Source organism: Mycobacterium sp. 1245852.3 (assembly GCF_001669335.1).
Classification (GTDB): domain Bacteria; phylum Actinomycetota; class Actinomycetes; order Mycobacteriales; family Mycobacteriaceae; genus Mycobacterium; species Mycobacterium europaeum_A.
This window is the reverse complement of sequence record NZ_LZLL01000535.1, coordinates 50,045-69,481: the sequence shown is the minus strand read 5'-3', so window position 1 is coordinate 69,481 and position 19,437 is coordinate 50,045. Positions and strand designations below refer to the sequence as shown.

23 protein-coding genes and 3 tRNA genes are annotated in these 19,437 nt (G+C 67.5%); 13 read left to right on the top strand and 13 right to left on the bottom strand.

The genetic code is table 11. From position 1 onward, the window contains the following. Nucleotides 1-1,338: DUF6541 family protein (locus A9W96_RS24755; protein WP_067143829.1), on the bottom strand; the 1,338-nt coding region annotated here is incomplete at its 3' end. 117 nt (nucleotides 1,339-1,455) lie between these two features. Here A9W96_RS24755 and A9W96_RS24750 point away from each other — a divergent pair. Then, a complete protein-coding gene (locus A9W96_RS24750) occupies nucleotides 1,456-2,652 on the top strand; it encodes a cysteine desulfurase-like protein (protein ID WP_066882421.1) in 1,197 nt (398 codons plus the stop codon). Here the strand turns inward: A9W96_RS24750 and A9W96_RS24745 are convergent. Continuing rightward, nucleotides 2,649-3,617 (bottom strand): NAD(P)H-quinone oxidoreductase, encoded by a 969-nt coding sequence (locus A9W96_RS24745; protein ID WP_067143827.1) that lies wholly within the window; start codon nucleotides 3,615-3,617, stop codon nucleotides 2,649-2,651. The two genes, A9W96_RS24750 and A9W96_RS24745, sit on opposite strands and share 4 nt — an antisense overlap. A gap of 37 nt (nucleotides 3,618-3,654) precedes the next feature. On the opposite strand from A9W96_RS24745, the gene A9W96_RS24740 reads away from it, so the two are divergent. Beyond that, a tRNA-Ser gene (locus tag A9W96_RS24740) sits at nucleotides 3,655-3,741 on the top strand. A 7-nt stretch (nucleotides 3,742-3,748) separates the two neighbouring features. Here A9W96_RS24740 and A9W96_RS24735 read toward each other — a convergent pair. The 4 genes from A9W96_RS24735 to A9W96_RS24720 are packed head-to-tail and all read right to left on the bottom strand — an operon-like array spanning nucleotide 3,749 to nucleotide 7,210. Next, nucleotides 3,749-4,867 (bottom strand): hypothetical protein, encoded by a 1,119-nt coding sequence (locus tag A9W96_RS24735; RefSeq protein ID WP_067143818.1) that lies wholly within the window; start codon nucleotides 4,865-4,867, stop codon nucleotides 3,749-3,751. Between the two features lie 37 nt (nucleotides 4,868-4,904). After that, nucleotides 4,905-5,093 (bottom strand): hypothetical protein, encoded by a 189-nt coding sequence (locus A9W96_RS24730; RefSeq protein ID WP_066873023.1) that lies wholly within the window; start codon nucleotides 5,091-5,093, stop codon nucleotides 4,905-4,907. 28 nt (nucleotides 5,094-5,121) lie between these two features. Further along, the gene (gene lipE / locus A9W96_RS24725; protein ID WP_067143815.1) at nucleotides 5,122-6,360 is read right to left on the bottom strand and encodes a lipase LipE; all 1,239 of its coding nucleotides are present in this window, start codon (nucleotides 6,358-6,360) and stop codon (nucleotides 5,122-5,124) included. Between the two features lie 25 nt (nucleotides 6,361-6,385). Next, entirely contained in the window at nucleotides 6,386-7,210 is an 825-nt protein-coding gene (locus A9W96_RS24720; RefSeq protein ID WP_067143813.1) for a crotonase/enoyl-CoA hydratase family protein, read from the bottom strand. Between the two features lie 23 nt (nucleotides 7,211-7,233). Here A9W96_RS24720 and A9W96_RS24715 point away from each other — a divergent pair, with 23 nt between their 5' ends. Then, nucleotides 7,234-7,818: a TIGR03086 family metal-binding protein gene (locus tag A9W96_RS24715; protein WP_197499631.1), complete on the top strand. Its 585-nt coding sequence runs from the start codon at nucleotides 7,234-7,236 to the stop codon at nucleotides 7,816-7,818. Nucleotides 7,819-7,972: 154 nt separating this feature from the next. Here the strand turns inward: A9W96_RS24715 and A9W96_RS24710 are convergent, their stop codons facing one another. Continuing rightward, nucleotides 7,973-8,434 (bottom strand): DUF4334 domain-containing protein, encoded by a 462-nt coding sequence (locus A9W96_RS24710; protein WP_066873011.1) that lies wholly within the window; start codon nucleotides 8,432-8,434, stop codon nucleotides 7,973-7,975. A 10-nt stretch (nucleotides 8,435-8,444) separates the two neighbouring features. Continuing rightward, nucleotides 8,445-9,512 (bottom strand): histidinol-phosphate transaminase, encoded by a 1,068-nt coding sequence (gene hisC / locus A9W96_RS24705; protein ID WP_067143810.1) that lies wholly within the window; start codon nucleotides 9,510-9,512, stop codon nucleotides 8,445-8,447. A gap of 83 nt (nucleotides 9,513-9,595) precedes the next feature. On the opposite strand from hisC, the gene A9W96_RS24700 reads away from it, so the two are divergent. From A9W96_RS24700 to A9W96_RS33105, 3 genes are all read left to right on the top strand, one after another. Further along, nucleotides 9,596-9,684 (top strand) — tRNA-Ser (locus A9W96_RS24700). 43 nt (nucleotides 9,685-9,727) lie between these two features. Next, a tRNA-Arg gene (locus A9W96_RS24695) sits at nucleotides 9,728-9,800 on the top strand. 92 nt (nucleotides 9,801-9,892) lie between these two features. After that, nucleotides 9,893-10,021, top strand: coding sequence for a hypothetical protein (locus A9W96_RS33105; RefSeq protein WP_255361718.1), 129 nt, complete (start codon nucleotides 9,893-9,895; stop codon nucleotides 10,019-10,021). On the opposite strand, the gene A9W96_RS24690 is transcribed toward A9W96_RS33105, so the two are convergent. Genes A9W96_RS24690 through A9W96_RS24675 form a run of 4 tightly spaced genes read right to left on the bottom strand, consistent with a single transcriptional unit; the run spans nucleotide 10,018 to nucleotide 12,505 of the window. Further along, the gene (locus tag A9W96_RS24690) at nucleotides 10,018-10,590 is read right to left on the bottom strand and encodes a GNAT family N-acetyltransferase (RefSeq protein ID WP_066882427.1); all 573 of its coding nucleotides are present in this window, start codon (nucleotides 10,588-10,590) and stop codon (nucleotides 10,018-10,020) included. The two genes, A9W96_RS33105 and A9W96_RS24690, sit on opposite strands and share 4 nt — an antisense overlap. Nucleotides 10,591-10,599: 9 nt before the next feature. After that, complete coding sequence (locus tag A9W96_RS24685; RefSeq protein ID WP_066882429.1) at nucleotides 10,600-11,088, bottom strand: hypothetical protein; 489 nt, start codon at nucleotides 11,086-11,088, stop codon at nucleotides 10,600-10,602. 19 nt (nucleotides 11,089-11,107) lie between these two features. Further along, nucleotides 11,108-12,106, bottom strand: coding sequence for a phosphotransferase family protein (locus tag A9W96_RS24680; protein ID WP_369827526.1), 999 nt, complete (start codon nucleotides 12,104-12,106; stop codon nucleotides 11,108-11,110). Between the two features lie 39 nt (nucleotides 12,107-12,145). Further along, on the bottom strand, nucleotides 12,146-12,505 hold the full coding sequence (locus A9W96_RS24675) for a nuclear transport factor 2 family protein (RefSeq protein WP_067143808.1): 360 nt from the start codon (nucleotides 12,503-12,505) through the stop codon (nucleotides 12,146-12,148). 124 nt (nucleotides 12,506-12,629) lie between these two features. On the opposite strand from A9W96_RS24675, the gene A9W96_RS24670 reads away from it, so the two are divergent. The 6 genes from A9W96_RS24670 to A9W96_RS24650 all read left to right on the top strand — a co-directional run bounded on the left by A9W96_RS24670 (nucleotide 12,630) and on the right by A9W96_RS24650 (nucleotide 16,916). Then, nucleotides 12,630-13,574 carry a class I SAM-dependent methyltransferase gene (locus tag A9W96_RS24670; protein ID WP_067143807.1) on the top strand — a complete coding sequence of 315 codons (945 nt, stop codon included), beginning with the start codon at nucleotides 12,630-12,632 and terminating at the stop codon, nucleotides 13,572-13,574. A 63-nt stretch (nucleotides 13,575-13,637) separates the two neighbouring features. Next, nucleotides 13,638-14,048, top strand: a complete 411-nt coding sequence (locus A9W96_RS24665) for an MmcQ/YjbR family DNA-binding protein (protein ID WP_067143805.1) — start codon at nucleotides 13,638-13,640, stop codon at nucleotides 14,046-14,048. A 104-nt stretch (nucleotides 14,049-14,152) separates the two neighbouring features. Then, nucleotides 14,153-14,392, top strand: a complete 240-nt coding sequence (locus tag A9W96_RS24660) for a hypothetical protein (protein ID WP_066873162.1) — start codon at nucleotides 14,153-14,155, stop codon at nucleotides 14,390-14,392. A gap of 24 nt (nucleotides 14,393-14,416) precedes the next feature. Then, the gene (locus A9W96_RS31750; RefSeq protein WP_007771976.1) at nucleotides 14,417-14,572 is read left to right on the top strand and encodes a DUF6131 family protein; all 156 of its coding nucleotides are present in this window, start codon (nucleotides 14,417-14,419) and stop codon (nucleotides 14,570-14,572) included. Between the two features lie 150 nt (nucleotides 14,573-14,722). After that, on the top strand, nucleotides 14,723-15,427 hold the full coding sequence (locus tag A9W96_RS24655; RefSeq protein WP_067143804.1) for a response regulator transcription factor: 705 nt from the start codon (nucleotides 14,723-14,725) through the stop codon (nucleotides 15,425-15,427). Beyond that, a complete protein-coding gene (locus A9W96_RS24650) occupies nucleotides 15,405-16,916 on the top strand; it encodes a cell wall metabolism sensor histidine kinase WalK (protein ID WP_066872985.1) in 1,512 nt (503 codons plus the stop codon). The genes A9W96_RS24655 and A9W96_RS24650 overlap by 23 nt, the downstream gene beginning before the upstream one ends. A gap of 1 nt (nucleotide 16,917) precedes the next feature. Here the strand turns inward: A9W96_RS24650 and A9W96_RS24645 are convergent, their stop codons facing one another. Continuing rightward, a complete protein-coding gene (locus tag A9W96_RS24645; RefSeq protein ID WP_067143803.1) occupies nucleotides 16,918-17,385 on the bottom strand; it encodes a lipoprotein LpqH in 468 nt (155 codons plus the stop codon). A 177-nt stretch (nucleotides 17,386-17,562) separates the two neighbouring features. Between A9W96_RS24645 and A9W96_RS24640 the strand changes: the two genes are divergently transcribed. Next, the gene (locus tag A9W96_RS24640) at nucleotides 17,563-19,437 is read left to right on the top strand and encodes an alkyl/aryl-sulfatase (protein ID WP_067143802.1); all 1,875 of its coding nucleotides are present in this window, start codon (nucleotides 17,563-17,565) and stop codon (nucleotides 19,435-19,437) included.

Genomic DNA, 19,437 nt, shown 5'->3' with positions numbered 1-19,437 from the left:
CGAGACCCGGCGCGGATCTTTGTAGAAGAACTCGCCGAACATCCCGGCCACCGCGCCGACCGGACCGCCGAGCGGCGTCCCGGCGTCGACGTCGACCACCACGAGCAGCAGCCAGACCGCCAGTGGCCACCAGATCCTCTTGTAGGCGAAGAGCAGTCCGCCGAGGATCGCGAGCGCCGTGAGCCCGTACTGGTACGGGAAGTCGTTGAGGTGCCGGGAGTGCTGGAAGACCGCGTCGAACAATCCCCGCTTTTTGCTGAGGTGGGTCAGAAACGAGTGCCCCGCGATGATGTCTTCCTGTCCCTGGACGCTGATGAACTGCGGCAGCAGGATCAGTCCGGTCAGCACCGCGACGCAGGCCAGCGCGATGAAATCGGCCAGCCTGCCGCGCACCGGATGCCACAACACGTCGATCACCCACCAGGCCACCAGGAACAACAACACGATCACGCCGCCGGTGATGTGCACGGACATGACCCCCACCCAGGCCAGCACGGCCGCCGGGATGCGGTCGCGGTGTCGCAGCGTGGAGGTGATCAGGACGAACGCGGGCACCGCGACCCCGTAGGCGGCCAGGTTGGGCATCGCGGCGACGCCGAATTCGACGTAGGGGATCGCGGTGAACGACGCCGACAGCGCGGCCGCGGTGGCCGCCGCCCCGGCGCAGCGCCACTCGGTGGTGCGCGCCCGCAGCAGATGCCAGGTCAGCATCGCCGCGCTGGTGGGAAACAGCCACACCGATGCGGCAACCGAGCTCAGCGTGTAGCCGGTCGTGGGCGCCGCCCCGGTCAGCTGGCAGAACACCGCGATCAGCGCGTGGAACACCGACGGGTAGTACAGCGTCTTGTGGGTCTCGACGTTGCGCAGCTCGCCCATGTGCGTCGACGACGCCTGGCCGGTGTCCAGGATGAACCGCACCTCGTTGGCGTGCCAGACGGCGTCCCAGGTGCTCGGGATGGTCTGCCAATGGGCGGCCAGCCCGCGGTAGGCGGCCCACATGACGAGCAGAGACCCCAGCGCCACCCCGGCCCCCACCGTGATGGCCGGCCACCGGCTGATCGCGCGGGCCTCGGCGTCGCGGTCGCGGTAGCGGGCGAGCAGCAGCGCTAAACCGGTCATCAGCAGGCACACCACCACCAGCGCCGCCAGCGCAGTCCACCCGTTCCACGGAATCCCGATGGCACCAAACGGAATAATGGCAAGGGCGACCATGCCGTAGGTCAGTGCCGGGCCGACCGCGACAGCGACGGGCCACGACAACTGACTGATACGTGCGATGATCGCCCCGGGCGCTATCAGCAAGAACAATGCAATGAGCGTTCCGAACCAGAGCCCCACTCGACTAGTATGGCTGGCCGGGTGCCCTGGCTCGGGAGGCCACCGACTGGCCGGAACGTCTGTGGCACCCGCTACCGTCACAGTTTCGCAAAAAGCGGAAGCTTTAAGGTGGCCCACATGGCATACGACGTCGCCCGGGTGCGCGGACTACATCCGTCGCTGGGTGACGGGTGGGTACACTTCGACGCCCCGAGCGGGATGCTGGTTCCCGATTCCGTCGCGACGACCGTGTCGACCGCCTTCCGCCGGTCCGGTCCCACCACCGTGGGCGCCCACCCGTCGGCGCAGCGCAGTGCTGCCGTTCTCGAGGCGGCGCGGGCGGCGGTGGCCGATCTGTTCAACGTGGAACCCGCCGGCGTCGTGCTGGGCGCCGATCGGGCGATCCTGCTCTCAGCGCTGGCCGAGGCGTCGTCGTCGCGGGCCGGCCTGGGCTACGAGGTCATCGTCAGCCGCCTGGACGACGAGGCGAACATCGCCCCGTGGCTGCGCGCGGCGCACCGCTACGGCGCCAAGGTCAAGTGGGCCGAGATCGACATCGAGACGGGTGAGCTGCCGACGTGGCAGTGGGAGGGCCTGATCGGCAAGTCGACCCGGCTGGTCGCCGTCGCCTCGGCCTCCGCGACGCTGGGCACGGTCACCGACCTGCGCGCGATGACCAAGCTGGTGCACGACGTCGGCGGCCTGGTGGTGGTCGACCATTCCGCCGCGGCGCCCTACCGGTTGCTCGACGTGAAGGAGACCGACGCCGACGTGGTGGCGGTGAACGCCGCGGCGTGGGGCGGTCCGCCGATCGGGGCCATGGTGTTCCGCGATCCGGCGCTGCTCAACTCGTTCAGTTCCATCTCGCCGGATCCTAAGGCGACCGGGCCGGCGCGCCTCGAGATCGGCGCGCACCAGTTCGGTCTGTTGGCCGGGGTGGTGGCCAGCATCGAGTACCTGGCCTCGCTCGACGAATCCGCCCGCGGCAACCGGCGCGAACGCCTGGCGGTGTCGATGCAATCCGCCACGGCGTACCTGAACCGGATCTACGACTACCTGATGGTGTCGTTGCGCTCGCTGCCGTTGGTGATGGTGATCGGCCGTCCCGAGGTGCGCATCCCGGTGGTCAGTTTCGCGTTGAACGGCGTGCCCGCCGAACGCGTCGTGCAGCGGTTGGCGGACAACGGAATTCTGGCCGTCACCAACGAAAGTTCCCGCGCGCTCGACGTATTGGGCGTCAACGACGTTGGCGGCGCGGTCACCGTCGGCCTGGCGCACTACTCGACGACGGCCGAAGTCGACCAGTTGGTCCGCGCGCTGGCCTCGCTGGGCTAGACCGTCAGGACGACCTTTCCGGTCACCTTGCTCGACGTCAGCTGTTGGTGTGCCTCACCGGCTTGCTGGATGGGCAGGCGGGCGCCGATGATCGGCCGGACCCGGCCGTCGGCGATCATCGGCCACACCTTGGCCGTCACGGCCGCGACGATCTCGCTCTTGCTGTTCGGGCCGCTGACTGGCCGCCCGCGCAGCGTGGTGCCGATGACGTGCGCCCGCTTGGCGAGCAGCTTGCCGATGTTGAGCTCGCCCTTGATGCCGCCCTGCATGCCGATGATGACGAGCTGCCCATCGGTGGCCAGGGCGTCGATGTTGCGGTCCAGATAGGAGGCGCCCATGATGTCGAAGATCACGTCGGCGCCGCCGTGCTCCTGCAGCCGGGCGACGAAGTCCTCGTCGCGGTAGTTGATGGTGATCTCGGCGCCCAGGTCGCGGCAGGTCTGCAGCTTTTCCTGCGATCCGGCGGTGACGGCCACCCGCGCACCCAGCGCCCGGGCGATTTGGATCGCGTGCGTTCCGATGCCGCTGGCCCCGCCGTGCATCAGCAGCAGCTGGCCCTTGCCGAGGTGTGCCGTCAGCACCAGGTTCGACCACACCGTGCAGGCCACCTCGGGCAGCCCGGCCGCGTCCACCAGATCGACGCCGTCGGGAATCGGCAGCAGCTGGCCGGCGGGGACGGCGACGTACTCGGCGTAACCACCCCCGGCGAGCAGCGCGCAAACCTCTTGTCCGACAGACCATCCCGTCACGTCGGCGCCGACCTCGCTGATGACACCGGACACTTCCATGCCGATGATCTCGCTCGCCCCCGGCGGGGGCGGGTACTTGCCGGCCGCCTGCAGCAGGTCGGCGCGGTTCACGCCGGCGGCGGCGACCTTGACCAAGACCTCACCGGACCCGGCGGAAACGTCGGGCACGTCCTGCCAGGAGAGTCGATCGGAAGATTCGGCGACGATGGCGCGCATGGTGGCCACGCTACCGAGTCCCGCTACCCTGATCAGCGGTGGCGTGGCAGAGCGGCCTAATGCACTCGCCTTGAAAGCGAGAGACGGCTAAAACCGTCCGGGGGTTCAAATCCCTCCGCCACCGCTCCTGATCACTCAACGCTCTGGTGCAGCGTGGGTGCGTAGCGCAGCACCGCGCCCACCCCGTCGGCCGGGGAGATGCGCTCGTCGGTGCGCACCAGGGCGGCGCCCACCGAGATCGCCGAGAACGGCAGCGCCTCGTCGGCCCGCAGCGTCTTGGCGGGAGCGGCGCCCTGCTCGGACAACACGTTCTCGTTGGGAGCGAGCGTCGTCAGGCCTTCGTCGGCGACGACGGTCGCGTCGCCGATGTCACCGATGATCAGCGTCTCCACGGCGCCCTGACGCAGCGCCGAGCAGACCGCGCCCAAGCCCTCGGCCGCCAGCCCGGACTGCCGCCCGATCTCGGCGGTGAAGCGCTGCGCGGCATCGTCGATGGTGCGCAGCTGGCGCTTGACGAACTCAGCTTCGATGGCCTGCTCGATCTCACCGAAGTCGTGCCCGCTGTGCCGGGCTCCCACCTCGAGTGCCACCGTGCGCTCGCGTAACCGTTCCGGCAACTCGGCCAGCAGATCGGATCGCGAGCGCACCTCGCCCACCACAAAGATCACCTCGATGGCCTTGCCGTCGGCCAGTTCGGCGACGCGGTCGGCGACGGCGCGCAGGTTCTTGCGTGCGGCCTCTTCGGTGCGCAACTGGGGATCGCCGTAGCCCGCGGTCTCCGCACCGGCGGCTTTATGCACGGGATGACCACCGCCGTCCACGGTCTCGTCGCGCAGCGTTCCGCCGATGTGGGTGGTGATGTCGGCACCGCTGTGATCGACGACCGCCAGCACATAATCGGGATGATCGAAGCTTTGCTCGAGAATCGGTACCAGATAAGGCAATTCGGATACCCGGACGACATCGGTCGCGGCGGGGCGGGCCAAATGTTCGTTGATCACCACGCCGTCGGCGTTGGCGATCACCGCCCGCCCGCTGCGGCCGATCGGCGGCCGCAGGTTCTTGATCGCGTCCTCGATCTGGTCAACGACCGTCGCTGCGGCGTGTAAGCGTTCCAGTTCTTCTTTGATCGCCCGCCACTTGAGCTCGAGTTGCGCCTCGGCGTCATGGGTGTCATGTGAGTCATCGAAGTAGACCGAAGCGAACGGCCCCGGTGCGTCCAGCAGCTTGCGGAAGCGTTGCGAGTCCATGCGTTGTTGGTTGCCCCGCCAGCCGGGGGACAAACACCTAGCTTCGGTCGCCCTCGGTGTCGTCGAAGAAATGCCACTCGCCGTCGTGTTCGACTTCCATGCGCCAGCCGAGCTCGCTGTTGTCGGCCTTCTGGTCGACGAACCACGCGTGTGCGTCGTCGGCGCTTTCGATGTCTTTGGTCGCGACGACCTCGCCCTTCGGGTCGAGCACTCGATAGGTAGCCATGAGGGCAGTGTTCCCACTGCCGTCGTCGTCAACCGGATGGGATTTCGGCGGTGATCGTGTCCAGCAGGGCGGTGTACCGGCGGGCCTCGGGATCGCGCCCGGGTTTGCCGCTGCTCACCACGCCGGCCGACAGGCCGCGCGCGGGGTCGGCCCAGATGGCGATGTTGACCAGGCCCAGGTTGCCGAACGCGTGCGGCGCGTTACGCCCGAACGGGCCCCACCGGTTGGTGCCGAGGATGTAGCCGGTACCCCAGCGGGCCGGCTGCAGCCCGACCGCGAAATCCGGTCGTAGCCTTCGGCATTGGGTCACCGCGCCGTACATGGTCTCCGGGCTGATCACCCGCACACCGTCGAGTTCGCCTCCGCGGCGCCATATCTCGGCGAAACGCGACATCTCCTGCGCGGTCGACACCGTGTTGGACGACGGAATGATGGTGGTCAAGAACATCGGCGAATTCGTGTACGGGATCATCTCGTGCACGGTCCCGCCGATCGCCTTGCGGAAGATCTGGGCGACCACCGGCGGGAGTGTTCGCCCGGTGGCGTGGCTGGGCGCGACCAACGGGACATCCTGCTTGGCGACGCCGAAGTTGGTCCAGCGGAAGCCGAGTGGGTCGAGGATCTCGGTGGCCAGGATCTCGCGAATCTCCTTGCCCGTGGCCGCGTAGACGATCTCGCGCACCAGCGGACCCCAGGTCAGCGCGTGGTACATGTGCATCAGCCCGGGACGGTAGAGGGGCCGCAACTCGCTTAGCTTCTGCTGCGCGTACTCGTGGTCGTCGGCGCGGGTGACGTCGGGTCGGGGCCCGGTGGGAAAGGGCAGTCCGGCGCTGTGCGTCAGCACGTGCCGGATGGTGATCCGGTGCTTGCCGTGGCTGGTGAACGCCGGGATGTATTCGCACACGCGGTCGTCGAGCGAGAACACGCCGCGCTCGACGAGCATGTGCACGACGGTCGCCGCCATGCCCTTGGCCGCCGAATACACACAAAACGGTGTGTCGGGGGTGACGACGATCTTCTCCGCGTCGGGCGGGTCGCTGGGGGCGTTGCCCCAACCGTGGCCGATCGCCCGGTTCAGCACGACGCGGCCGTGCCGGCGGATGCACAGCTGGATGGCGGGGTGGAAGCCGGCTTGGTACCAATGCCGGGCGGCCTGCCAGATCCGCTCGACGGCGGCGCTGTCGATTTCGGAGTGGTCCTCGGCGCCGATCGTCGTCACGGAATCCAGGTCGGCCGGGAGGCGGATCTTGCCGTCTGGTGTCGTCACCTCAGCGAGGGTACGTGGCGCGGGACTACTCGCCGGTGAACTGCGGCGGCCGCTTTTCGAACGTCGCCGAGATGCCCTCGGTCAGGTCCTTCGACGGCAGGAAGGCCGCGTTCCAGGCGGCCACGTACCGCAGGCTCTCCGAGACGGCCGCGGTGCGCTGCTGGTCGAGCACGTCCTTGATGCCGTGCACGGTCAGCGGGGGATTGGCGGCGATCTCCGCGGCGGTGGCGTGTGCGGCGGCCAGGGTGGCGTCGGCGTCGGCGTACACGTCGTTGACCAGACCGATCTTCTCGGCGCGGGCCGCGTCGATGTCCTTGCCGGTCAGTGCCAGCTCGCGCAGGTGTCCGTCGTTCAGGATCATCGGCAGGCGGGCCAGGCTGCCGACGTCGGCGACGATGGCCAGCTTGACCTCACGCACCGAGAACTTGGCGTCGGCGCTGGCGTAGCGGATGTCGACCGCCGAGATCAGGTCGACGCCGCCGCCGATGCACCAGCCGTGCACCGCGGCGATGGTCGGGGTCCGGCAGTCGGCGACCGCGGTGATGGCGCCCTGCATGCGCTTGACCTCCCGATGGAAGACCGCGCGGGGACCGGCCAGCGCGTCGCCGGACAGCAGCGGGGTGAACGAGCCGCCCATCGCCGGCACGTCCAGGCCGTAGCTGAAGTTGCGGCCCGAGCCGGTCAGCACGATGGCCCGCACCTCGGAGTCGGCGTCCAGCGCGGCGAACAGTTCGGGCAGCTCCGACCAGAACGCCGGTCCCATCGCATTGCCCTTGCCCGGCCCGATCAGCGTCACCTGGGCGACGTGGTCTTTCGTCTCGACGGTGACGGATTCGTATGCTTGCGCCATATCGAGACCGTAGCGTGGCGAATATGGCTCCTGACTTGCGACCCGGACCGCATTCCCCGCCCACCGACGAGCTACACAGCGCAGAGGACACGCTGGGGGTGCTGCAGCGCGTGGTGCACACCATCGCCGCCGACGATCTGTCGCGACGGACGCCGTGCACGGAATTCGACGTCTCAGCGCTGACCGGGCATCTGCTGAACTCGATCTCGGCGCTCGGGGGCATGGTCGGCGCCCAGATCCCGGAGCGCGACGAGGGCGATTCGGTGGAGCGTCAGGTGATCGCCGCGGCCCGGCCCGCGCTGGACGCCTGGCACCGCCACGGCCTGGACGGCTCGGTCCCGTTCGGCAAGGGCGAGATCCCCGCCAAAAGCGCGTGCGGCATCCTGTCGATCGAATTCCTGGTCCACGCTTGGGATTACGCCGCCGCGGTGGGGCACGACATCAATGCGCCCGAGCCGTTGTCCGAATACGTGCTGGGCTTGGCGCGCCAGATCATCAGGCCGGAGCTACGCGGTCAGGCCGGATTCGACGACCCGGTCGACGTCCCCGAGGACGCCGGTGCGCTCGAACAATTGGTCGCGTTCACCGGTCGCAACCCGGCGGGCTAGCTCGGGCTGCCTAGCCCTTTAGCCACCGACTGTGAAGCCTGGGCATTGAGTGTGAGGCCACGGCGGGTTCGCACGGCGCGTCGCCGCCCTGGATGCACACTCAACGCCCTCAATTCACACTCGGCGGCACGAAGGCACACTCGAGCGCCCAGACCTACTCGCGTTCCAGGTAGAAGTAGTAGTACTTGCCGTTATCCCGCACGCCTTTGCCGTTCATGATGCCCATCACGGCGTCGTCGTCGATCTTCTTGAAGTGGTCGTGCACCGGCTGGCCGTCGTAAACCATTGTGGCGGTGACCTCTCCGCGGAAGTCCTCGAGCCACAGGCTCGCCTCGCCCTTGCCCATCTCCACGTTGGAGAACTTATTGCCGTCGGCGTCCAGGCAGACCAGCGGCTGCACGTCGCGGGCGGACTTGAAGGTCTTGCCGTACCAGCCGGCCTTTTCCAGCTGGCCGTTCATCTTGTGGCCGGTCTGGAATTCGCCGCCCTTCCATTCGCCGAGCATCCCCTCGATGGTCGCGGGTGCCAGTTCGGCCCAGAAGTCGTCGAGCTCGGAATCCGCGATGTCGCCGCTGCGCTCTTTGAACTCGGTGAACTTCTTCCGCGCGAGGTCCACGGGCGACTCCTTACGATTCGGTGCGGGCAATCCAATCGCGGGCAAAATGCAGCAGGGCGTCATTTTCCTCCGGCGCACCAATGGTGACACGCACGCCCTCGTCAGCAAACGGCCGCACCACCAGGCGCGCCTCCGCGGCCTGCTCGGTGAAGTCGGTGGTGCGCTCACCCAGCGGTAGCCAGACGAAGTTGGCCTGCGATGGGGGTAGCTCGAACCCGGCCTCGCGCAATCCCGCGCTGACCCGGGCGCGCTCGAGGACCAGCGCATCAGTGCGGGCCATCAGCTCGTCGGAGGCCTCGAGCGACGCGATGGCGGCCGCCTGCGCGACGTTGGTGACCGCGAACGGCATGACGACCTTGTCCAGCGCGGTGATCAGGTCCGGATGGGCTACCGCGTAGCCGACCCGCAGGCCCGCCAACCCGTAGGCCTTCGAAAAGGTCCGCAGCACAACGACATTGCTGTGGGTCAGGGCTAGCTCCAGGCTGTTGGGCAGCAGGCCGTCGCGGATGTATTCGGCGTAGGCCTCGTCGATCGCGATCAGGACGTGCGGCGGCACGGCCTCGACGAAGCGCGTCAGTGCGTCCGGATCGACGACGGTGGATGTCGGGTTGTTCGGGTTGCACACGAAGATCAGCCGGGTGCGGTCGGTGATCGCGGCGAGCATCGCGTCGAGGTCGTGCGTGTGGTCGGTCAGCGGCACCTTGACGGTGGCCGCGCCGGACACCTGAATGATGGGCAGGTAGCACTCGAAGCTGCGCCAGCCGATCATCACCTCGTCGCCGGCGGCCGAGGTGATCTGAACCAGCTGCTGGCACAGCGTGACCGAACCGCTGCCGACCGCGATGTGCTCGGGCGCGACGTCGGAACCCAGGTGCATGGCCAGCGCGGCCTTGAGGTCGACGCTGGCGTTGTCGGGGTAGCGGTTGACGACGGCTACCGCGCGTTCGATGGCGGCGTGCACGCTGGGCAGCGGCCCGTGCACGGTCTCGTTGCTGGCCAGTTTGATCGAGCCCGGCACGTTCTTGCCGGGCACATACACTGGCAGTCCGGCCAGTTCGTTGCGCAGGCGGGCAGTCACTTCGACAGTTTACGTGTCAGCTGTGTACAGTATGGCCGGTTCCGCGAGACCGGAAAGGGGTCGGTACCCTCAGAAAGTCCAAGGGAGGCGTGCCAGAGCGGCCGAATGGGGCTCACTGCTAATGAGTTGTCCCCCTCAAAGGGGACCGGAGGTTCAAATCCTCTCGCCTCCGCTAGATCCTTTAGCGGCAACACGGAACGACAACTGAAGAACAGGCGCCCGTAGCTCAACGGATAGAGCATCTGACTACGGATCAGAAGGTTAGGGGTTCGAATCCCTTCGGGCGCGCTCACTAGCTCAGGGTTGGGCAACCCGAAATGATTCGAATCGTTCAGACCCAGTTTCTTGTCGGCGCGGTTTCCCGTCGATACCTTCCGCCCATGACAATCAGCATTGAGCAAATCGGTGGTGGCGCCGGCGGCGGTTTCCTGGGTGGCGGCGGTGCCGGTGGTTTCGTCGGTGGCGGCGGCGCGGGTGGCTTCCTGGGCGGTGGCGGCGCCGGCGGCTAGGCCCCCGACTCGCGCGCGCGGCCCGGCGAGACGATCGGGCCGGGTGGCTCATCCGGTGCGGCGCCGGGCCTCAGGTCCAGCTGCATCCACGCGACGTCGTGCCAGCCGCCGTGCTTCCATTCGACGCGGCGGTACAGCCCCGCGTCGGTGAACCCGAACGCGCGGTGGAAGCCGGTGCTGGCCTCGTTGGGCTGGGTGATGCCGGCGAACGCCTGCCGGTAGCCCCGCTCGGCGAGCCTGCGCAACAGCTCGGTGTAGAGCGCGCGGCCCCCGCCGGTGCGGCGATGGCCGGCTTCTAGATAGATCCCGGTCTCGGTCGACCACCGGTACGTGGCAAGGCGATTGAACGCGTGCCCGTAGGCGAAGCCGATCACCCGGCGATCGCGTTCCAGCACAAGCCATTCGTGGCCGGCCTGGGCGGCGGCGATGCGCGCGGACATCTCGGTTTCGGTCGGGACGTCGATCTCCCAACTGATGACCGTGTGCTCGACGTACGGCCGGTAAATGGCAAGGCACGCGGCCGCATCCGGCGCAGCTGCCGGCCGGACCAGGCCGGCGCTCGCGTGCATGTCGCCGCGCTAGGGGCGGGGCTGGAAGGGTCCGCCGAACGGTCCCCGTCTGGGCGGTTCGGTCACGGTCTGCGTGACCGTGCTGGTTTCGGTGCTCGGCGAAACGGTGACGGTGCTCGGTGGCTCCGTCGTCGTGGGAGTGTCCGTGCTGGGCGGCGGGGCCGTTTCGGTCACCGTCTCGGTGGGCGCGCCGCCACCGCCGCCGTGGTGCCGCGGCGCGTGCGTCGTGGTGGTCACCGGCGCGGTGGTGGACGGGACGGCCGTCGTGGTGGTCGCGGGGCTGGGCGCCGGTGAGCCGCTGGTCAGCTTGACCACCGCGAACACCAGCGCGGCCAGCAGGATCACCCCGAGCGCGCCGGCCGCGACCAGCGCCGCCGGACGGCGATACCAGGGCGTCGGCGGCTCGGGCGGTGGGGCCTCGGGCTCGTAATATCCGCCGTACCGCGCGGCCGCGGTGGGCTCGGAGTAGAAATCCGGTTCCTCGGGATAAGGCGGCACGAGAGGAGATGTTAGTGGGTCAGGCCGCGCTGGAGATGAGGCCCAGCGCCCGCTCGAACAGATGCACCGTGGCCGCGTGCAACTGGTCGCCGACCTCCTTCTCCGCCTTCCCGGCGCACGCCCGGGCCAGCGTCCCCTCGATCACGATCCCCAGCTTGAAGCAGGCAAGCACGGTGTACCAGGTGATGTGGGACAGGTCGCGGGTGGTGTTGGCGGCGTAGCGCTCGAAGAGCTCATCGGTGCTGGCGAGCCCGTCCTGGCCGCCCAGGGCGTGACTGAACACGCTGGAACCGTCGGGCTGGCGCCAGGTGGCCAGCAGCCAGCCCAGGTCCAGCAGCGGATCCCCGATCGTGGACATCTCCCAGTCGACGATCGCGACCACCTCTGGCCCGGTCCGGGAGAACATCACGTTGGCGGCGTGATAGTCGCCGTGCATGATGCCCGGGGTCCAATTGGCCGGCCGATGCCGTTCCAGCCAGGTGGACACCTCCTCGATGCCGGGGATGTCGGGCCCGGGGTAGCCCTCGTACTCGTTGTAGGACTCCAGCTCCGAAAGCCAGCGTGGCACCTGGCGTTCCAGGAAACCCTCCGGCTTGCCGAAGTCGGCCAGCCCCACCGCGACGTGGTCGACGGCGCCCAGCTTGGCCAGCGCGTCGGCCATCGACAGGCCCATCCCGTGGCGCACCTTGGCGTCGCCGGCGTGCAGCGGCGGCAGGCCCTCGCCCGCGTTGAAGCCGTCGACCGGGTCCATCAGGTAGAAGACGGCGTCGCCCAGCACGCTCGGGTCCTCGCAGGCGGCGATCAGGTGCGGATGCGGGACATCGGAACCGGCAAGTGCGGCAAGGACTTTCGTCTCCCGCAGGATCACGCTGTTGCTGCGCGGGCGCAAGTGCCGTGGCCCGCGCCGCAGCACGTATTGCCGGCCGGCCCGGGTGAATCGCAGCATCACGTTCTGGGTGCCGCCGGTGACGTTGGAAACGTCCTGCAGGGGCCCCTCACCGAGCCCCTGCCCGGACATCCACTGCGCTACGGCTTCCAGGTTCACGGGTTCCACTCGTCAGCCCTTCGGGTGCGGCGTGTATCGGACGGTTTGCGCTCGGATCATGCCATCACGGAACACGAAGGTGTCCACGCCGTCGTCGACCCGGTTGACGGCCGAATCGGCGGTCCACACCAGGAACAGCACGTCTTCGTGGTAAAGGCGAGTTCTCAAGTCCCACTGCGCATTCGGCAGGTCGGCGAGCAACTCCTCGAACACCTGGCGGATGGCCTGCGTGCCGCGGGCGATGCCGGCGGGGCTGATCACCACGGCATCCTCGGCGTAGTCCGCGACGATCTCGTCGAGGTCGCCCGCGGCCAGTGCGGCGCCGTGGTGGGCGAACACCTCCTGCGGCGTGCGCGGCGGGATGGGCGTCATGGCACTCCCTTGCAACCTGTGGACCGTCTGGGAAAAAGACTAGGACAGCGGCGACGGGCGGCCCCGGGCGGCGGGGGCTGGAAGAATAGTGTGCGTAACTTACTTTCTGGGGAAGGAACTGGCCATGCCGCGGACCGACGATGATTCCTGGGAGATCACTCAAAGCGTGGGCGCCACCGCGCTGGGTGTCGCCGCGGCTCGCGCGGCCGAGACCGAGAGCGAGAACCCGCTGATCAGCGATCCGTTCGCGCGGGTGTTCGTCGACGCCGCGGGGGAGGGGATGTGGAGCATCTACGCCAACCCCGCGCTGCTGGCCAAGGCCGGTGACATCGAGCCGGATCTGCGCGACCGGCTGCAACTGATGGTCGACTTCATGGCCACCCGGACGGCGTTCTTCGACGAGTTCTTCCTCGGCGCCGCCGACGCCGGCGTTCGGCAGGTGGTGATCCTGGCGGCCGGCCTGGACGCCCGCAGTTGGCGGCTGCCGTGGCCCGACGGCACGGTCGTCTACGAGCTCGACCAGCCCAAGGTGCTGGATTTCAAGTCCGAGACACTGCGCGCGCACGGCGCGGAACCGAAGGCGCGGCTGGTCAATGTTCCGATAGATTTGCGCCAGGATTGGCCGAAAGCGCTGCAGGAGGCGGGGTTTGACGCGTCGGCGCCGGCCGTCTGGTCGGCCGAGGGCCTGGTTCGCTACCTGCCGGCGCGGGCCCAGGACCTGCTGTTCGAGCGGATCGACTCGCTGAGCGTCGCGGGCAGTTGGCTCGCCTCCAACGTGCCCGACTCGGGGTTTACCGACCCCGGGCGGGTCCAGCGGCAGCGCGACGACATGCGACGGATGCGGGCGGCGGCCGCCGAGCTGGTCAACGCCGAGATCACGGACTTCGACGACCTGTGGTACGCCGAGGAGCGCACGCCGGTCGACGCCTGGCTGCGCGAGCGCGGCTGGGATGTCACGACGGCGTCGTTCGCGGAGTTGATGGCGCGGTATGACCGCAGCGTGCCGCAGGGTTCGGAGGACTCCATGCCGCCCACCCTCTACGTGTCCGCGCAGCGAACGGCGGGGTAAATCAAATCCCCTTAGGGGCAACGTCTCTCACCACCGGCGCCGGCCATCGGTACGCTCGCGGTCATGGCTGCCCGACGCGCCCGGCTCAGCGACGTGCACGAGATCGCCGCCGCGATGCCGCACGTTCAGCGCCTGGAGGGGCCCAAGGGCAACGCCATTTACCAGGTGGGCGGGAAGTCGTTCGTCTTTTTCCGCACGCCCCGGCCCGACGCGACCGATCCGGACACCGGCGAACGCTATGCCGACGTGATCATGCTCTGGGTGGAATCGGAGAGCGACAAGTTGGCGCTGGTTTCCGATCCCGAATCGCCGTTTTTCACCACGAACCACTTCGATGGGCACCCCTCGGTCCTGGTGCGGGCCAGTCGGTTGGGCGAAATCAGCAGAACCGAATTAGCTGAGCTGATCCAGGACGCCTGGCTGTCCCGTGCGTCGAAGAAGCGGGCCGCGACCTGGCTCGCTGATCACCTCTGACGCGGCGAGTTGTGCCGACAAGCACTGCCGCATAACCCATTGCATGTTTAGACATAAGTCGAATGGGTAACTTCACGTCCACGAGAAACTTCTTCTCGTCCACATTGGAGGTCGCGATGCGTGGCAGCGGGATCATCGGAACGGTTGCGTTGGTGTGGTTGCTGATCGGAGTCTTCGCGGCGTGGCAGCGCGACTACTTCAAAAACGACAACACATCATGCGCCTCGGCGGGCACGGTTGCGGTGACCGTGATCGCCGGACCCTTGAATTACTTCGGTGTCAATCCGAAAGTCACGGATTGCCATCTGCCGCAACCAAGTTCAATGCAATCGATCAACCTCTAACCGCTCACTCAAAAGGAAGTTGACATGGTTATCTTAGGGATTGTCCTGCTTATTCTCGGATACTTTTTCCACGTACCGATCCTGACCACGCTGGGCATCGTGCTGCTGGTCATCGGAGCGATCCTGTGGATCCTGGGCTCGGTCGGCCGCCCGGTCGCCGGCCGGCGCTATTGGTATTAACGGCTTGACTGAAGAACGAATCGCGCGACTGCTGAGCAGTCGCGCGATTCGTTTCACAGGCTACGCATAGGTTTGGCATAGCCGCGGCTCAGCCGTCGGCGGATACTGGAACTTGTGACGCAGCCCCGAGCCTCGGTAGAGCGGGTTGTCATGTGCCGTGCGGACGGCAACCCCATCAACGTTTTGGTCGTCGACGACGAATCCGTCCTGGCCGACATGGTGTCAATGGCACTGCGGTACGAGGGCTGGAACATCTCCACCGCCGGTGATGGCGCGTCGGCCATCGGTTCGGCCCGCTCGCAGCGGCCCGACGTGGTGGTTCTCGACGTGATGCTGCCCGACATGAGCGGGCTCGACGTCTTGCACAAACTGCGCGAGGAGAACCCGCAGCTGCCGGTGCTGCTGCTCACCGCCAAGGACGCGGTCGAAGACCGCATCGCCGGCCTGACCGCCGGTGGCGACGACTACGTCACCAAACCGTTCAGCATCGAAGAGGTCGTGCTGCGGCTGCGGGCGCTGTTGCGCCGCACCGGGGTCACCACGGTGGACAGCGGCGCACAGCTGGTGGTCGGGGACCTGGTGCTCGACGAGGACAGTCACGAGGTCACCCGCGCCGGCGAACCAATTTCGTTGACCTCCACCGAGTTTGAGCTCCTGCGCTTCATGATGCGCAACTCCAAGCGGGTGCTGAGCAAGGCCCAAATCCTGGACCGGGTATGGAGTTACGACTTCGGCGGCCGATCCAACATCGTCGAGCTCTACATTTCCTACCTGCGCAAGAAGATCGACAACGGCCGAGAACCGATGATCCACACGCTGCGCGGCGCGGGTTATGTCCTCAAGCCGGCCCGCTGACACGCGGCGGGTCTGGTCGCTGCGGCTGCGGCTGCTGGTCGGACAGATCGTCGTGCTGGCCATCGTCTGCGTGGGCATCACCGCGGCGACCGAGCTGGCGTTGCTCCACCACCTGGTGGCACAGCTCGACGGACAGCTGGCCGGCACCTCCTATCGCTCGGCGCTGATGTATCCCGAGCCGCCGCATTCGGGCTGGCGGCATCAGCACGTCTATCCACGGCCGGGCCCCGGTCCGCGGTTCCTCGATGCCCCGGGCCAGCCGGCGGGCATGGTGGCGGCGGTGGTCAGCCACGGCAATACGGTGGACGCCGGTTACACCACGAGCAGCGGCGACCGGGCCGAGCTGAGCCCCACCGCCCAGCAGCAGCTGTCCGCGATCGCCGACCGTCGCAAGCCGGTGACGCTGAACCTGGACGGGCTGGGCCGCTACCGGGTCGTCGCCGCCCCGAGCCGAAACGGCGGCGACGTCATCGTCACCGGCCTGTCGATGGCCAACATCGACACCACCCTGATGCGGATGCTGGTCATCTTCGCCATCGTGACGGTCATCGCGCTGGTCGCCGCCACCACGGCCGGCGTGATCATCATCCGGCGGGCGCTGGCGCCGTTACGCCGCGTCGCGCAGACCGCGAGCAAGGTAGCCGGCTTGCCGCTGGCACGCGGTGAGGTCGAACTGCCGGTGCGCGTGCGTGAGTCCGACGCCAATCCCTCCACCGAGGTGGGGCAACTCGGCGCCGCCCTCAACCAGATGCTCGACCACATCGCCGCCGCCCTGTCGGCGCGGCAGGCCAGCGAGACGCGGGTCCGCCAGTTCGTCGCCGATGCCAGTCACGAACTGCGCACGCCGCTTGCGGCGATCCGCGGCTACACCGAACTGACGCAGCGGATGGGTGACGATCGCGAGGCGGTGGCGCAGGCGATGAGCCGGGTGGCGTCCGAGACCGAGCGGATGACGCGCCTCGTCGAGGACCTGCTGCTGCTGGCCCGGCTGGATTCGGGCCGGCCGTTGGAACGCGAACCGGTGGATCTGTCGCGGTTGGCCGTGGACGCGGTCAACGACGCACACGTCGCCGGACCCGATCATCAGTGGGAACTCGACCTGCCCGAAGAACCGGTGGTCGTCACCGGGGATGCGGCGCGGCTACACCAAGTGCTGACCAATCTGCTTGCCAACGCCCGCGTCCACACCGGGGCGGGCACCGTTGTCACCACCCGGTTGAGCACCGAGCCGTCGCACACCGTGCTGCAGGTCATCGACAACGGGCCCGGCATCCCGGCGGCGCTGCAATCCGAGGTCTTCGAGCGGTTCGCCCGCGGCGACTCTTCGCGCTCGCGCAAGGGCGGTAGCACCGGGCTGGGTTTGGCGATCGTCTCCGCGGTTGTCAAGGCGCACAACGGGACGATCGAGGTGGACAGCGCGCCGGGCCGGACCGAGTTCACGGTGCGGTTGCCACCCAATGGATGGCAACCGCCCGCCCACGATTCTTAGCTCAGGAGCAAGTCGCGTCGATTTCGAACGGCTTGTTCACCTGTTGCATCGGGTTAGCCATGTCGACGCCGCTGGCGGTGCCGGTGACCTTGTAGGTGTTGCCGTCCTTGGTCGCCGAGGCGTTGCCCTGGCTACCTTGCGCGTACTGAAGCGTCACGCCGTTGACATTGCCGAGCTGGACCGCCTTCACCGCGAGCGGATTGGCGTCGGCGAGCACGACACTGATCCCGGTCTGGTTCCCACCGACCGCGATTGAGATGTTGCCGCCAGCCTTGGTGCAGACAGTGGTGCCTTGGACGTCCTGGTCCTTGCCGTCGATGATGACCTTCGACGAGTTGTTACCGCCGGCCGACACGGAGCCTCCCGGCACCGAGGTCGAAACGCCATTTGATTTGCTACTCGAACAGCCCGAAATACCCGCGGCAAGAATGGCCGCTCCAGCAAGCGCGACCGTCAGTTGACGCTTCACCTGTTCTCCTTTGCCCGATAGTTGCGGTCCTCGGCATTGAGGGCCGTCTGGGCAGTATGCGGGTTAACTGAGTCGGGATCCAGAACCCGCAGAAATTGTTGCTGTGTTCATTAATCGGAGGGCGAAAAGCCGCCCGAATCACCTTGATCGAGGCCGCTTTGATGGCAAGGTACGACCGTGGACCACAAGCCTCCCAGCGCAGTCATCGAGTCGGCCCATCGCGACCACGATCTGCCATTGCATGACCAAACGGACTTCGCCGACGCCGACCGCGGATTCATCGCCGCCCTGTCTCCGTGCGTAATCACAGCGGCCGACGGGCGGGTGGTGTGGGACAACGACGCCTACTCGTTTTTGAGTGATGCCGCCCCGACATCGGTTCATCCCAGCCTCTGGCGGCAGTCGACGCTGGCCGCCAAGCAAGGCCTCTACGAAGTGGTGCCCGGCATCTATCAGGTTCGCGGACTGGACATCTCCAACATCACCTTCGTGGAGTCCGACGGCGGCATCATCGTCATCGACCCCCTGGTGTCCACCGAGGTGGCTGCGGCCGCGCTCGCGTTGTACCGCAGCCAGCGAGGCGGTGACCGTCCCGTGGTGGCGGTGATCTACACCCACAGCCACGTCGACCATTTCGGCGGCGTACTGGGCGTCACCTCGCAGGCGGAGGTGGATTCCGGTGCGGTGACGGTGTTGGCGCCGGACGGCTTCGTCGAGCACGCGGTGTCCGAAAACGTCTATGCCGGTCCGGCGATGCTGCGACGCGCGACGTACATGTACGGCGTGACGCTGGAGCGCGGACCGCAGGGCCACGTGGGTTGCGGGCTCGGGCAGGCCACGTCCACGGGCGAGGTGTCCCTCATCGTGCCGACCGTCGACATCCGCGAGACCGGTGAGAAGCACACCATCGACGGCGTGGAGATCGAGTTCCAGATGGCGCCCGGAACCGAGGCGCCCGCCGAAATGCATTTCTATTTCCCGCGTTTCCGCGCGTTGTGCATGGCCGAGAATGCGACGCACAACCTGCACAACCTGCTGACCCTGCGGGGCGCGCTGGTGCGCGATCCGCACGCGTGGTCCGGTTACCTCACCGAAGCGATCGACACCTTCGCCGAGCGTGCCGACGTGGTCTTCGCTTCGCATCATTGGCCGACCTGGGGACGGGACAGCATCGTCGAATTCCTGTCACTGCAGCGCGACATGTACGCGTATTTGCACGACCAGACACTGCGCTTGCTGAACCAGGGCCACACCGGCGTCGAGATCGCCGAAATGTTCCAGATGCCACCGACTCTCGAGCGGACCTGGCACACACACGGGTATTACGGATCGGTGAGCCACAACGTGAAGGCGATCTACCAGCGCTACATGGGTTGGTTCGACGGCAACCCCGGCCGGTTGTGGCCTCATCCGCCCGAAGCGTTGGCGCCGCGGTACGTCGAGGCGATGGGCGGAATCGACCGAGTGGTCGACCTCGCGCGGGATGCGTTCGCGGCCGGCGACTTCCGTTGGGCCGCGACGCTGCTGGACCACGCGGTCTTCACCGACGCCGAGCACGCCGGCGCGCGGGATCTCTATGCCGACACCCTCGAGCAGCTGGCCTACGGGGCCGAGAACGCGACCTGGCGCAACTTCTTCCTGAGCGGGGCAACGGAATTGCGCGACGGAACCTTCGGCACCGCGGGTCAGGTCACATCGCCCACCCTGCTGTCCCAACTGACGCCGGAGCAGATCTTCGACAGCCTGGCGATCCGCGTCAACGGACCGCGCAGCTGGGATCTGGACATCGCCATCGACATCGCCTTCGCCGACACCGCGGTCAACTATCGGCTCACCCTACGCAACGGGGTGCTGGTTCGGCGCAAGGCGGCGCCCGATCCCGCCACCGCCACCGTTACCGTCAAGCTGGCAAACAAGATTCGGCTGCTCGCCGTGGCGACGGGGGATTTCAGCTCACCGGGCCTGGAGCTATCCGGGAATCAGGGCGCGCTGCAGGCCCTGCTGAGTGTGCTCGACGACCCGGATCCGAATTTCAACATTGTCACGCCATGA